Origin of the sequence: Actinosynnema sp. NPDC002837, assembly GCF_040295345.1 — a bacterium.
Classification (GTDB): domain Bacteria; phylum Actinomycetota; class Actinomycetes; order Mycobacteriales; family Pseudonocardiaceae; genus Actinosynnema.
In genome coordinates this window covers 1-12,004 of record NZ_JBEOVG010000048.1, presented here as the reverse complement: position 1 = coordinate 12,004, position 12,004 = coordinate 1, and the positions used below count along the sequence as shown (strand labels likewise).

The following is a 12,004-nucleotide window of genomic DNA, read 5'->3' as shown; positions in this document are numbered from 1 at the left end:
TTACACGTGGTCTACGGCATCAGCCGACGCCCGCGTACGAGTGCATCCCAGTCGTTACGAGGTTGATGAAGAACAGGTTGAACACGGTCAGCGCGAAGCCGAGCGAGTTGATCCACGCGGCGGGCCTGCCGCGCCACCCCGCCGTGGCCCGCGCGTGCAGGTACGCCGCGAAGACGACCCACGAGACGAACGCCACGGTCTCCTTCGGGTCCCAGCCCCAGAACCGGCCCCACGCCGCCTCGGCCCAGATCGCGCCGCAGATGATGCCGATGGTGAACAGCGGGAACGCGAACACCGTGCTGCGGTAGGCGAGCCGGTCGAGCACGTCGGCGTCGGGCAGCCGGGTGAACCGCGCGCGGCCGGAGGTCTTCAGCAGGTACAGCACGCTGGCCACGCCGGGCACCAGCAGCACGCCGCTGGACACCGAGATCACCGACACGTGCACCACGAGCCAGTACGACTGCAACGCGGGCTGCACGGGCGCGGCGTCGGCGTAGAGCACCGTGCCGCCGAGGAACATCAGGATCACGATCGGCACGAGCACGAAGCCGCCGAGCTTGCGGACGTCGAACGTGCGCGACAGCACGAGCCACGTCACGACGGCGGCCAGCGTGAGCAGCGAGCCGTACTCGTACATGTTGCCCCACGGCGCGCGCTCGGTCGCGAACCCGCGCAGCACCAGGGACGCGGTCTGCAGCACCGCGCCGAGCACGGTCAGCGCCACGCCCATGCGGCCCAGGCGTTCGGCGCGGGACCGCTCCGGCTCGGTGACCCGGCCGGGCGTCCACGTGCCGTCGGCCCGCGTGCCGCCCGACACGACGGCCGCCGCGGCCGGTTCGCGGGTCTTGGCGGGTCGGGCGAACGCCGCCTCGCACAGGTACAGCACGGCGGCGAAGAAGTAGATCGCCACGGCCGCGCCGTAGGTCCAGTCGCTGTAGGTCGCCAGCGCCGTGTTGACCGGCATCAGCTCTCCTCCTTGTGGGCGAGCAGGTCGCGGGAGAGCTCGGTGAACTCCTCGCCGTACCCGGCCTGATCAGTGCGCGCGAGGCCGCCGACCTCGACAACGGTACGCCCGTCCGGCCCCGGTGCGGCCCGCACCCAGACGCGGCGGCGCTTGATGCTCAGCGAGACGGCCAGCCCCAGGATGACCAGCACCGAGAACACGAGCACCCACACCTGCGTGGGGTCGTGGGACACCTGCAACGACACCCAGTCGCGGACGCCGTCGAAGCGGATCACGGTGCCGTCGTCGAGCGTCAGCTGCTCGCCCTGCATGAGGTTCTGCCGGGCGACCTTGGTCAGCTTGCCGTCGCGGACCATCTTCTGGTCGATCGAGAAGATGGACTGGCCGCGACCGGAGTCGGTGCCCAGGTCGCCGCGGTAGACGTCGATCGCGACCGCCGGGTCGTTCGCGGCGGGGAACGCGGAGTCGAGCAGCTCGCCCTGGAAGACGGCGGTCGGCGCGAGCAGGCCGGTGATCGCGAGCTGGCTCTTGCGGCGCTGCTCGGCGTCCGGCACGTTCGGCGGGTCGAACTTCGTCGCGCCCTCCGAGGCGAGCGTGACCTGGTCGACCGGGCGCCACTGGGTCGCGCCGGAGCGGGTCTCGCCGTTGGGGAAGGTGACCGTGAACAGCGGCGTGTAGCCGTGGCCGAGGAGGTAGACCCGGTCGCCCGCCGTGCGCAGCGGGCTGTTGACCTCCAGCGGGTACGGCCGCCACGCGCCGGTCCGCAGGTCCGCGCCCGACTGGTACTGGATGGCCGCGTGGAAGCTCTCCGCCTGGCCGTTGTGCAGGTAGGTGGCGTCGAAGTCGTCGACCCGCACGCAGAACTGGTTGAGCCGCGTGCCGTCCACGCGCAGGCCGGGGCGGAACGTGTCGTAGTTGTAGACGCCCGAGTTGCAGAACTGGCCGCCGTTCGCCTGCACGATGACCTGGCCCTCGTAGCCGAACATCTTGCCCAGCGCGAACGCGACCAGCAGGCCCAGCAGGGAGAAGTGGAACACCAGGTTGCCGGTCTCGCGGAGGAACCCGCGTTCGGCGCTGATCGTGCGGGCGCCGTCCGCCTCGTCGCGGGTGACGGTCCGCCAGCCCTTGAGCCGGCGTTCGGCGTGCTCGATGACGGCTCGCGGGGACGAGGTCGTGTCGGCGGCGGCGTGGTGCGGCATCCGGGCCAGGTTGCGCGGCGTGAGCACCGGCTTGGCCCGCATCTGCTTGAAGTACTCCCACGTGCGCGGCAGCAGGCAGCCCACCAGCGACACGAACAGCAGCACGTAGATCGCGGAGAACCAGAAGCTCGCGTAGACGTCGAAGAACTGCAGCCGGTCCAGCAGCCGGCCCCACCAGCCGTTGTCGGCGATGTACTCGTCGACCTTGAAGGAGTTCAGCGAGCGCTGCGGCAGCAGCGCACCCGGCATCGCGCCGAGGGCGAGCAGGAAGAGCAGGGTCAACGCGGTGCGCATGGCCGTCAGGCCGCGCCACGTGTTGCGCAGGAAGGCGAGGAGGGCGCGCACTACAACGGCAGTTTCAGGTCGTTGACGACGGCGTCGCGCAGCCAGGCGACGAAGTCGCCCCACAGGCCGGTGACCAGGGCGACGCCGACGGCCATCAGCAGCACGCCGCCGAACACCTGCACCTGGCGGACGTGCGAGCGCAGCCAGCCGGTCGTGCGGACCGCCCAGCGCGCGCCGAGCGCGATCAGGACGAACGGCAGGCCGAGGCCGAGGCAGTAGGCGAGCACGAGGACCCCGCCGCGGGCGGTGACCGAGCCGACCTCGGTGCTGCGGGTCAGCGCCAGCACGCCCGTGAGCGTCGGGCCCAGGCACGGCGTCCAGCCGAGCGCGAACACCCCGCCGAGCAGCGGCGCGCCGAGCAGGCCCGCGCGCGGCGTGCGGTGCAGGCGGATGTCGCGCTGGAGGCCGGGGACGAGCCCGATGAACACCAGTCCCATGGCGATCGTGATGACGCCGCCGACGCGCTGGAGCACGTCGCCCTGGACCCAGAACAGGTCGGTCAGCCCGAGCACCACGAACGACATCAGCGCGAACACGATCGTGAAGCCGAGCACGAACAGCAGCGCGGCGCCCGCGACCCGCCAGCGGCCGGTCTTCCTCGCCTCGTCGTCCTGGACCGCCGGCGCTTCCGCGCCGACCAGGCCCGCGAGGTAGGCGAGGTAGCCGGGCACGAGCGGGACCACGCACGGCGAGGCGAACGAGATCGCACCGGCCAGGACCGCCACGCCGGTCGCGAGCAGGATCGGGCCGGAGGTGGCCAGATCGGTCGGATTCACGCCGTCCAGGGTAGGTATCGACTACTTGACGGCTCCCACCGGCATCTGTGTTCGAGGCCACTGCTCCGCAGATGGCGGGCTCGGTCGCCTGGAAGTCGACCGCTCGCGCCTGAATTCCCGACGATCGAAAAGCGTGATCGCCGGGAAATGAGTCGCGAACGATCGACGCGACCTCGCGGCGGCTGTACCCGTCTCAGTGAATGTTTAAACCCGACCATCAACCCTTGTGGGTTAGCGGGCAACTCCATAGCGTGACTGCCATGCGCGCACACCGGCTCACCTTGCCCGTGCTGGCCGTCGCCTTCGCCGTCGTCGCCGCTCCCCTGCCCGGCGGCGCCGCGGAGGCCGGCGGTCCCGGCGTGGAGTGGGTGGAGGTCTTCTCACCGGACGGCACGATCTCGCGGACGCCCGTGGCGGTCACCGTCGAGACCAGGGCCGCGCCCGAGGCGGTGGCCGCCGACGTGGTGGCCATCCAGGAGACCGGCGCGCCGGACCAGCGGTTCGACCTGGTCTTCGTCGGCGACGGCTACACGGCGGGCGAGCTCGGCGTCTTCCACGACCACGTGGTGAGCAAGTGGACGGAGCTGTCCGCGGTCGAGCCGTTCAAGTCCTACCGCCAGTACTTCAACGTCTGGCAGGTCAACGTCGTGTCGAACGAGTCGGGCGTCGACCACGACCCGACCCTGGGCACGGCCCGCGACACGGCTCTCGACATGGGCTTCTGGTGCCAGGGCCGCGACACCCAGACCGAACGCCTGCTGTGCGTGAACCAGACCAAGGCGGGCCAGTTCGGCGCCCTCGCGCCGCAGGCCGACCAGGTCATCGCGCTCGGCAACACGGCCAAGTACGGCGGCGCGGGCGGTGGCGTGGCGACCGCGGCGGGCGCGAACGACCAGGCCGGGCAGATCGCCGTGCACGAGCTCGGCCACTCGATCGGCAAGCTCGCCGACGAGTACGACTACCCGTACGACCAGTACAGCGGCGAGGAGCCGACCGAGGTCAACGTGACCGCGGACCCGACCGGTGCGAAGTGGTCGGCCTACCTGGGCCAGGCGTCGCCGGACGGCGGCGTGGTCGGCGCGTTCGAGGGCGCCCGGTACTACAAGCTCGGCCTGTACCGGCCGACCGAGAACTCGATCATGCGCACGCTCGGCCGCGAGTTCAACCTCGTCGGGCGGGACGCGATGATCGACGCGTTCAAGGCCAAGGTGCCGGAGCTGCGCTGATCCCGGCCGTGATCCCGAGCCGCGGTCACCGTCAGGACTCCGCGGCCAGGTCCTTGACCAGCCCGACCAGGTCCGAGGCGATCACGGCGCCGAGGAACGCCGCCGCCACCCGGTGCTGCTTGTCCAGCACGAACGTGGACGGCACGGCGTTGGGCGGCACCCCGCGGAAGGCCAGCATCGCCCGCCCCGACTCGTCGTAGATCGACGGGTAGGTCAGCTGCCGGTTGGCCATGAAGTCCCGCGGCGCCTCGGTCGAGCTCTCCTTGACGTCCACGCCGATGACCTGCACGCCGAGCGGCCCGGTCTCGTCCTGCACCTTCTGCAGCTCCGGGGCCTCGGTCCGGCACGGCCCGCACCACGCGCCCCAGACGTTGACGATCACGACCTTGCCCGCGTAGTCGTCCAGGGAGACGGTCTTGCCGTCCTCCATCAGGCTCGGCCCGGACAGCCCCGTGACCTTCTTGCGCTCGTCGCCGTCGTAGCGCAGCTTCGTCTCGCCGTTGGGCGCGACGAGCTGGAACTCCGAACCGGCCACCACCGCGTCGTCACCGGTCGAGCAGCCGGTGACGAGCAGGAGCGCGACCGCGAGGCCCGAGAGGGCGGAACGGGGCCTCATGCCCCGGTCACCCTCGGGTTCGTCGCGCCGACCGGCTCGGTGTAGACCACGCGCACCAGCTGCTCGCCCTCGAACACGAGGCTGGTCAACGACGCCAGCGAGCACTCGCGGCGACGGGGGTCGTGCCACATCCGCTTGCCCTCCAGGAACCGCCGCAGCGTCCAGATCGGCAGCTGGTGCGACACGCACACGGCCTCGTGGCCCTCGGCCTCGGACCGGGCCCGCTGCACCGCGCCGAGCATCCGGTGCGCGATCGCCAGGTACGGCTCGCCCCACGACGGCCGGAACGGGTTGACCAGCTTCGGCCAGTGCTTGGGCGAGCGCAGCGCGCCGTCGCCGACGGCCACCTTCAGGCCCTCGAACTTGTTGTCCGCCTCGATCAGCCGCTCGTCGGTGTCCAGCTCGAGCCGGTGCGAGTCGGCGATCGGGGACGCGGTCTGCTGCGCCCGGTCCAGCGGCGAGGCCACGACGTGCGCGATGTCGTGGTCGGCCAGGTGCTCGGCCACGGTCAGGGCCTGCTTCTGGCCCCGTTCGGACAGCTTGAAGCCCGGCAGGCGGCCGTAGAGGATGCCGGTCGGGTTGTGCACCTCGCCGTGCCTGAGCAGGTGGACGACCGTGCGGCTCACTGGGTCGCCTCCGCGGCGGCGCGGGCGGCGTGCGGCAGGGCGTCGGCGATGACCTGGAAGTCGTCGTCGGTCATGGCCGCGTTGACGAACCACGCCTCGAAGGCGCTCGGCGGCGCGTACACGCCGCGGTCGAGCAGGGCGTGGAAGAACGCCGGGAAGCGCCACGTCTCGGCGCGCTGGGCGCCCGCGTAGTCGGTGACCTCGGTGTCGGTGAAGAACACGCTGACCAGGTTGCCGGCGAACTGGACCCGGTGCGCGACGCCCGCTTCGGTGAGCGCGGTGGTGAACAGCGCGCCCAGGCGCGTGGCGTTGGCGTCGAGGGTGCGGTAGACGTCGTCCGTGGCGGCGCGCAGCGTGGCCAGGCCCGCCGCCACCGCGACCGGGTTGCCGGACAGCGTGCCCGCCTGGTAGACCGGGCCGGCGGGCGCGAGCTTCGACATCACGTCGGTCCGGCCGCCGAACGCCGCCGCGGGCAGGCCGCCGGACATGACCTTGCCGAACGTGTAGAGGTCGCCCTCGACGTTCTCCAGGCCGTACCAGCCGGCGCGGGACACCCGGAAGCCGGTCATGACCTCGTCCATGATCAGCAGCGCGCCGTTGTCCTGGCAGAGCTGCCTGAGCTCGGCGTTGTGCCGGGGCGCGATCGCGCCCATGTTGCCCGCCGCGGCCTCGGTGATCACGCAGGCGATCTCGCCCGGGTTCTCGGCGAAGGCCAGCTTGACGGCCTCGACGTCGTTGTAGGGCAGCACGAGGGTGTCGGCGGCCTGCGCGCCCGTGACGCCGGGCGAGGTGGGCAGGCCGAGCGTGGCGACGCCGGAGCCGGCCTGGGCGAGCAGCGCGTCCACGTGGCCGTGGTAGCAGCCGGCGAACTTGACGACCTTGCGGCGGCCGGTGAAGCCGCGGGCCAGCCGGATCGCGCTCATGGTGGCCTCGGTGCCGGAGTTGACCAGGCGGACCTGGTGCACCGGCGCGACCCGGTCGATGATCTCCTCGGCCAGTTCGACCTCGCCCTCGGTGGGCGTGCCGAACGACAGGCCGTGCACGGCCGCCTCGCGGACGGCGCGCACCACGTCCGGGTGGGCGTGCCCGAGGATCATCGGGCCCCACGACGACACCAGGTCGACGTAGCGGTTGCCGTCGGCGTCCCACAGGTGCGGGCCCTCGCCGCGGACCATGAACCTCGGCGTGCCGCCGACCGAGTAGAAAGCCCGCACCGGGGAGTTCACGCCACCGGGGATCACCGCCGCCGCGCGCTCGAACAGTGCCTGGGATCGCGTCGCTGTCACGCCGTCCAGTCTCACACGTCCGGTTCGGCGACCTGCTTCCGACCACGGGTGCGCACGGCGAGCACGGTCTGGCGCACGGCGTCGAGCAGCAGCACGCCCGCGACCGTGACGAGGCCCACGGACGCGCCGATCCAGTTGCCCCGGAAGCGGGTGGACTCGAGCGGCGGGTGGTCGGGCACGGGGTAGCTGTAGTGCACGACGCCCCGGTTCCAGCACCACACGGCGAACGGCACGAGCAGGGCGATGAGCACCACCTCACCGACCGCGATGAGCGCGCGTTTCGGCTGGTGCAGCGCCGGCCCGCCGGGTTCGGGCTCGGGTTCCGGCGCGGTCTCGGTCTCGACGGTGGCCGCAGTCACGTCGGTCAGCCTCTCATGCCCGCGCGGCTCGTCACCCATGTGCGGTCAGCAGCTTCGCGATCTCGGCCCGGAGCGCGTCGGCGTCCCGCGCCCAGCCCATCACCACCGAGCCGTCGGTGAGCCGGATCGGCACCGCCTCCGTGCCGCGGGGCAGGGACCAGCCGCCGCCGAGCACCTTCGCACCCGACCGGGGCTCGACGCCCTCGACCTCGTCGATCTCGCGCAGCGGCAACTCCTCGCGGCCCTGGTGCAGGGCGACGGGCGTGAGGCGCACGGCGAACAGGCGACGGCGGCCCTGCACCCAGAGCGCCGTGGGCAGCAGCAGGAGCAGTGCGACGACGAACCACAGGAGCGGGCGGGTGGAGCCGGTCAGCGCCTCGACGGCGAACCCGAGCACGGCGAACACCGGGCCCCACAGCAGCGGCCACCAGGACGTGCCCGGTTCGGTGTACAGGGTCGGCTGGTCCACGGTCGGCTGCTCCTCGTCCGCCCTAGCCCGCGTTCCCGGAGAAGTACTGCCGCGTGCCGGGCAGGAAGCTGAACACCGACGCGGCGGCGGGCAGCGTGAGCCGCAGCACGATCACCACCCAGGACAGCGGACCGGTGTCACCGTCGCGGGCCGCGACGATCGCGGCGGCCAGGGCGAGGACGCCGATGACCAGCGCGCCGCCGCACAGGCCGAGCCGCGCGTGGTAGCTGCCGCCGAGGAGCAGGACCGCGCCCCAGACGCACGCGACGGCCAGGCACGCGCTGGTGAACAGCGCCATGATCGGGCCGAACCCGGCGATCGCGCCGTCCTCGGCGAGCGTGCGCGCGACCGAGCCGACCGGCCAGGACAGGGCGGTCAGGACCCAGAGGACGAAGGAGACGACCACGGCGGTGGGTCGGGCCAGCGCGGCGGTGTGCTGGTCCACGTCGCGCATCTGCCCGGGGTACGGGGACTGGTACGGCGGCTGCGGGCCCGCCTGCGGGTACTCGACGGGCCGCATCGGCTGCCCGCCGTACGGGTCGAACGGCGGCTGCGTCATCTCGTCACCGACCTGGTGTACGCGTTCGAAGCGGGCAGGTACATCGCCACGAAGCCGAGCGCGCAGACGCCGAGGAACGCCCACGACCACCCCACGCCGACCAGCCAGTCCACGTACGTCACGCCGGAGGCGAACATCAGCATCGCGACGATCCCGAACGCGCCGACGGGCAGGCTGAGGACGGTGAGCAGGATGCGCGCCCAGTTCCGGCCCGAGCGCAGCTTGGCCGCGGCGAGCACGAACGGCACGGACAGCACCGCGAACCCGAGCGCGAACAGCACCGGCGTCACCCTGGCGGCCACCTCCGCCTCGCCCCTGGTCAGCGCGTCGGGCTCGGCGGCGGAGTCGTGCACGAGGTCGTCGGCGAACGCGTCCAACCCGGTGTAGAACAGGCCGGGCAGCGCGAGCACCACCAGCACCGCGCCCGCGATCCAGCTCCACGAGGCGACGGTCGCGGTGACCGGGCGACGCGGCGCGTACTCGGCCGGGCCGACCGGCGGCATGGGCGCGGGCAGCTGGAAGCCGGGCGGCAGGGGCGTGTTCGACTGCTCCTGCCCCGGCAGCTCCACGTGGTGGAAGGGCGAGGCGAACGGATCCGGTTCCGGCATGGGGTTCTCCGCAGGGGTCAGTGCTGCTTCACCCACTGTGCCGTACCGGGCAGCCAGGTGAACGCCAAACCGACACCGATCAGCAGCAGCGTCACGACGTTCACGGCGCTGGCGCCCGGCAGCACGATCCACAGCACGTGCAGCACGGCCACGCCGGTGAGCACACCGCGTGACCACCGCCTGCCGCGTCGCAGCAGCCACCCGAACAGGCCGTAGCCGATCGTGAAGGCCACCGCCACGACGGTCAGCTGGGCCAGCAGCCCCGGCACCGCCGCCGGGTCGTCGCCCGCGCGGGCGGCGGCCTGCTCGAACTCGTCCCGGCGCAGCCACAGCACCACGTTCTCCAACAGCAGGAACGCGCCGAGGGCGAGCCACACGGCGACCGCGCCGCGCACCACCGCGGGCGGCTGCGCGCTCATCCGGCTCGTTTCACCGAGTCGAAGTAGGCCTTCGAGGCGGGCAGGTACAGGGTCACCACGGCGGCGGCCACGACGAGCACGATGACCAGGCCCACCAGCGAGAACCCGACCAGGTGGTAGAGGAACACCGCCGCGCCGAGCACGGTCAGCGCGATGCGCGCCCAGTTGCGGCCCGCGCGGGCCTTCAGCGCGAAGAACATCATCAGCCCGGCCAGCACCACGCCCATGATCACGAGGAACACCAGGATCGCGGTGACGGTGGACTCCAGCTGCTCCACCGTGATGCCCGGCGTCGGCGGGGCCTTGCGCGCCTCTTCGAGGGCGGTCTCGCGCTGGGTGAGCACGAGCGCGGACGACACGACGAGCAGGATCGCGCTCGCGAGCCAGAGGAAGAAGGACAGGCGGACTTCCTTCGGCTCCGGCACGGCGTGCGCCTGCCCGCCGGATCGGGCCAGCTCCGACTCGCTCAGCGGCGGCGGCGCCGGGGTGTAGGGCTGCTGCGGCGGCGTGTACGGCTGCTGGGGAGGCCGGTTCTCAGGGTCCTGTGGGGTGGTCACGCCTCGAGACGCTAGGGCCCGGTCAAGGTCGTTGTCCACCGCGACAGGCGGTGGGTGCAGACCTGTGACCTGCGACCTCGGGGGTGCGAGGACCGCCAGGTCAGGGGATGCGCGAGCCTGCGGGTCAGGGGATGCGACGGCCGGCGGGTCAGCGGATGCGAGAGCCGGCGGGTCAGGAGCTCCCGGGCGCGGGGCGGGTAGTGAAGTAGCGCGAGACGGAGCTCTGGTACATCAGCACCACGGCGGCCGCGTCGATCAGCATCGTGACCACGCCGAACGCCAGGTCGACGCCGCTGACGGCCAGCCCGAACGCCGCCGCGAAGCCGGACGCGGCCGCGACCAGCCGGACCACGCCGAGGAAGATCCCGACGCCGGCGATGACGGTGAGCACGATCCGCGCCCAGTTGCGGCCGCCGGCCATCCGGTTCGCCAGCAGCGTGTAGACCAGGATCAGGCCGACCGCGATCACCAGCCCGAACACGATGCCGCCGGTCGCGGCGGCGTCCAGGTCGTCCTGGCTCAGGTTCGGCTGCTGCACGCGCAGCTCGCGGATCAGCATCTCGCGGTCGGCGAGCTGCACCATGAACCGGACCACGCCGACCGCGGCGCTGAGGATGAACAGCCAGCGCGCGATGTCGACCAGCTTGGGCGGGGTCGGCTTGGGCGGCTTGGGCGGGGTCGGCCTGTTCAGCGCGTTCGTCATTCCCGGTCCAGCCAACCCGCGGCTTCGACCGCCCAGTAGGTGAGCACGATGTCCGCGCCGGCCCGGCGGATCGACGTGAGCATCTCCAGCACGGTCCGCTCGCGGTCGATCCAGCCGTTGCGGGAGGCGGCCTCGACCATCGCGTACTCGCCGGAGATCTGGTACGCCGCGACCGGGACGTCGGAGACCTCGGCGACGGCCTTGAGGACGTCGAGGTAGGGCAGCGCGGGCTTGACCATGACCATGTCGGCGCCCTCGGCGAGGTCGAGCGCGACCTCGCGCAGCGCTTCCCGGGCGTTGGCCGGATCCTGCTGGTAGGTCTTGCGGTCGCCCTTGAGCTGGGACTCGACCGCGTCGCGGAACGGGCCGTAAAGGGCGGACGCGTACTTGGCGCTGTAGGCGAGGACGCCGGTGTCGGTGTGGCCGGCTTCGTCCAGCGCGGCGCGGATGAACCCGATCTGGCCGTCCATCATGCCGCTCGGGCCGACGACGTGCGCGCCCGCGTCGGCCTGGGCGACGGCCATCTCGCCGTAGACCTCGAGGGTGGCGTCGTTGTCCACGGCGCCGTCGGGGGTGAGGACGCCGCAGTGGCCGTGGTCGGTGAACTCGTCCAGGCAGCAGTCCGACATGAGGACGGTCGAGTCGCCGAGTTCCTGGCGGAGGTCGCGCAGGGCGGCGTTGAGGATGCCGTCCGGGTCGGTCGCGCCGGAGCCGACGGCGTCGCGCTCGGCGGGCACGCCGAACAGCATGATCCCGCCGACCCCGGCCTGTACCGCTTCCGCGGCGGCCTTGCGCAGCGACTCGCGGGTGTGCTGGAAGACGCCCGGCATGCTCTGGATCTCGGTCGGCGCGGACGCGCCTTCCTTGACGAACATGGGCAGCACCAGCTGACGCGGGCGCACGGTGGTCTCGCTGACCAGGCGGCGCATGGCCGGCGTGGTGCGCAGGCGGCGGGGGCGGTGGGATGGGAACACTGCGGCACTTCCCTGGTGGTCGGTCTGCTTTGTCGGTGCCCTGTGGTTCGGTATGCGCAAGGGGTGCTGCGGGTGGGGGTACGCCTGTTTTGTTGTAAGGGTCGGGGCTGGGCCGGTTGGGGCTAGTGCGGTGCGATCGAGCCCAGGTCCGGGTCCGGTCAAGTCCGGGTCCGGGTCCGGTCAAGCCCAAGTCCGGTCAAGTCCGGGCCCGGTTCGGCTCTGGCCGGCTCGATTTGACATGGGGCCCTTACGGGCACCCCAGGCAGGCCGTAGCCGGCAGGCCCGGCGGGGAAAAGCGTCCCGCCAGGCCTGCCGGCT

Annotated in this window: 15 protein-coding genes; 1 reads left to right on the top strand and 14 read right to left on the bottom strand. The window is 72.0% G+C overall.

Annotated elements, in window-relative coordinates; all coding sequences use genetic code 11:
* Positions 1 to 19: 19 nt before the first annotated feature.
* The 3 genes from ccsB to ABTZ99_RS27700 are packed head-to-tail and all read right to left on the bottom strand — an operon-like array spanning position 20 to position 3,284.
* Complete coding sequence (ccsB, locus tag ABTZ99_RS27710; RefSeq protein ID WP_498776352.1) at positions 20 to 964, bottom strand: c-type cytochrome biogenesis protein CcsB; 945 nt, start codon at positions 962 to 964, stop codon at positions 20 to 22.
* Entirely contained in the window at positions 964 to 2,457 is a 1,494-nt protein-coding gene (resB, locus tag ABTZ99_RS27705) for a cytochrome c biogenesis protein ResB (RefSeq protein ID WP_499615272.1), read from the bottom strand. Before resB ends, ccsB begins: the two co-directional genes overlap by 1 nt.
* Before the next feature lie 50 nt (positions 2,458 to 2,507).
* Positions 2,508 to 3,284, bottom strand: a complete 777-nt coding sequence (locus tag ABTZ99_RS27700; protein WP_498776350.1) for a cytochrome c biogenesis CcdA family protein — start codon at positions 3,282 to 3,284, stop codon at positions 2,508 to 2,510.
* 260 nt (positions 3,285 to 3,544) lie between these two features.
* Between ABTZ99_RS27700 and ABTZ99_RS27695 the strand changes: the two genes are divergently transcribed.
* Complete coding sequence (locus ABTZ99_RS27695; protein ID WP_499615204.1) at positions 3,545 to 4,510, top strand: M64 family metallopeptidase; 966 nt, start codon at positions 3,545 to 3,547, stop codon at positions 4,508 to 4,510.
* A gap of 31 nt (positions 4,511 to 4,541) precedes the next feature.
* On the opposite strand, the gene ABTZ99_RS27690 is transcribed toward ABTZ99_RS27695, so the two are convergent.
* From ABTZ99_RS27690 to hemB, 11 genes are all read right to left on the bottom strand, one after another.
* A complete protein-coding gene (locus tag ABTZ99_RS27690) occupies positions 4,542 to 5,126 on the bottom strand; it encodes a TlpA disulfide reductase family protein (protein WP_499615201.1) in 585 nt (194 codons plus the stop codon).
* Positions 5,123 to 5,752, bottom strand: a complete 630-nt coding sequence (locus ABTZ99_RS27685) for a histidine phosphatase family protein (protein ID WP_498776344.1) — start codon at positions 5,750 to 5,752, stop codon at positions 5,123 to 5,125. Before ABTZ99_RS27685 ends, ABTZ99_RS27690 begins: the two co-directional genes overlap by 4 nt.
* Positions 5,749 to 7,038, bottom strand: a complete 1,290-nt coding sequence (hemL, locus tag ABTZ99_RS27680; protein ID WP_499615198.1) for a glutamate-1-semialdehyde 2,1-aminomutase — start codon at positions 7,036 to 7,038, stop codon at positions 5,749 to 5,751. Before hemL ends, ABTZ99_RS27685 begins: the two co-directional genes overlap by 4 nt.
* Before the next feature lie 11 nt (positions 7,039 to 7,049).
* Positions 7,050 to 7,397: a hypothetical protein gene (locus ABTZ99_RS27675; RefSeq protein WP_498776340.1), complete on the bottom strand. Its 348-nt coding sequence runs from the start codon at positions 7,395 to 7,397 to the stop codon at positions 7,050 to 7,052.
* Positions 7,398 to 7,428: 31 nt separating this feature from the next.
* A complete protein-coding gene (gene mce1N / locus ABTZ99_RS27670) occupies positions 7,429 to 7,866 on the bottom strand; it encodes a transport-regulating membrane protein Mce1N (protein WP_498776338.1) in 438 nt (145 codons plus the stop codon).
* Positions 7,867 to 7,888: 22 nt separating this feature from the next.
* A complete protein-coding gene (locus ABTZ99_RS27665) occupies positions 7,889 to 8,425 on the bottom strand; it encodes a hypothetical protein (RefSeq protein ID WP_499615194.1) in 537 nt (178 codons plus the stop codon).
* Entirely contained in the window at positions 8,422 to 9,033 is a 612-nt protein-coding gene (locus tag ABTZ99_RS27660) for a hypothetical protein (RefSeq protein WP_498776334.1), read from the bottom strand. Before ABTZ99_RS27660 ends, ABTZ99_RS27665 begins: the two co-directional genes overlap by 4 nt.
* A 17-nt stretch (positions 9,034 to 9,050) precedes the next feature.
* The gene (locus tag ABTZ99_RS27655; protein ID WP_498776332.1) at positions 9,051 to 9,452 is read right to left on the bottom strand and encodes a hypothetical protein; all 402 of its coding nucleotides are present in this window, start codon (positions 9,450 to 9,452) and stop codon (positions 9,051 to 9,053) included.
* Positions 9,449 to 10,009 carry a hypothetical protein gene (locus ABTZ99_RS27650; RefSeq protein ID WP_499615190.1) on the bottom strand — a complete coding sequence of 187 codons (561 nt, stop codon included), beginning with the start codon at positions 10,007 to 10,009 and terminating at the stop codon, positions 9,449 to 9,451. The genes ABTZ99_RS27655 and ABTZ99_RS27650 overlap by 4 nt, the downstream gene beginning before the upstream one ends.
* 172 nt (positions 10,010 to 10,181) lie before the next feature.
* Positions 10,182 to 10,712 carry a hypothetical protein gene (locus ABTZ99_RS27645; protein WP_498776328.1) on the bottom strand — a complete coding sequence of 177 codons (531 nt, stop codon included), beginning with the start codon at positions 10,710 to 10,712 and terminating at the stop codon, positions 10,182 to 10,184.
* Positions 10,709 to 11,686, bottom strand: coding sequence for a porphobilinogen synthase (hemB, locus tag ABTZ99_RS27640; protein ID WP_498776326.1), 978 nt, complete (start codon positions 11,684 to 11,686; stop codon positions 10,709 to 10,711). The genes ABTZ99_RS27645 and hemB overlap by 4 nt, the downstream gene beginning before the upstream one ends.
* Positions 11,687 to 12,004 lie beyond the last annotated feature (318 nt).

Coding starts and splice junctions, on each gene's coding strand:
- ccsB (WP_498776352.1), bottom strand. CDS start 964: ATGCCGGTCAACACGGCGCTGGCGACCTACAGCGACTGGACCTACGGC.
- ABTZ99_RS27660 (WP_498776334.1), bottom strand. CDS start 9,033: ATGCCGGAACCGGATCCGTTCGCCTCGCCCTTCCACCACGTGGAGCTG.
- ABTZ99_RS27690 (WP_499615201.1), bottom strand. CDS start 5,126: ATGAGGCCCCGTTCCGCCCTCTCGGGCCTCGCGGTCGCGCTCCTGCTC.
- ABTZ99_RS27665 (WP_499615194.1), bottom strand. CDS start 8,425: ATGACGCAGCCGCCGTTCGACCCGTACGGCGGGCAGCCGATGCGGCCC.
- ABTZ99_RS27695 (WP_499615204.1), top strand. CDS start 3,545: ATGCGCGCACACCGGCTCACCTTGCCCGTGCTGGCCGTCGCCTTCGCC.
- ABTZ99_RS27655 (WP_498776332.1), bottom strand. CDS start 9,452: ATGAGCGCGCAGCCGCCCGCGGTGGTGCGCGGCGCGGTCGCCGTGTGG.
- resB (WP_499615272.1), bottom strand. CDS start 2,457: ATGCGCACCGCGTTGACCCTGCTCTTCCTGCTCGCCCTCGGCGCGATG.
- ABTZ99_RS27645 (WP_498776328.1), bottom strand. CDS start 10,712: ATGACGAACGCGCTGAACAGGCCGACCCCGCCCAAGCCGCCCAAGCCG.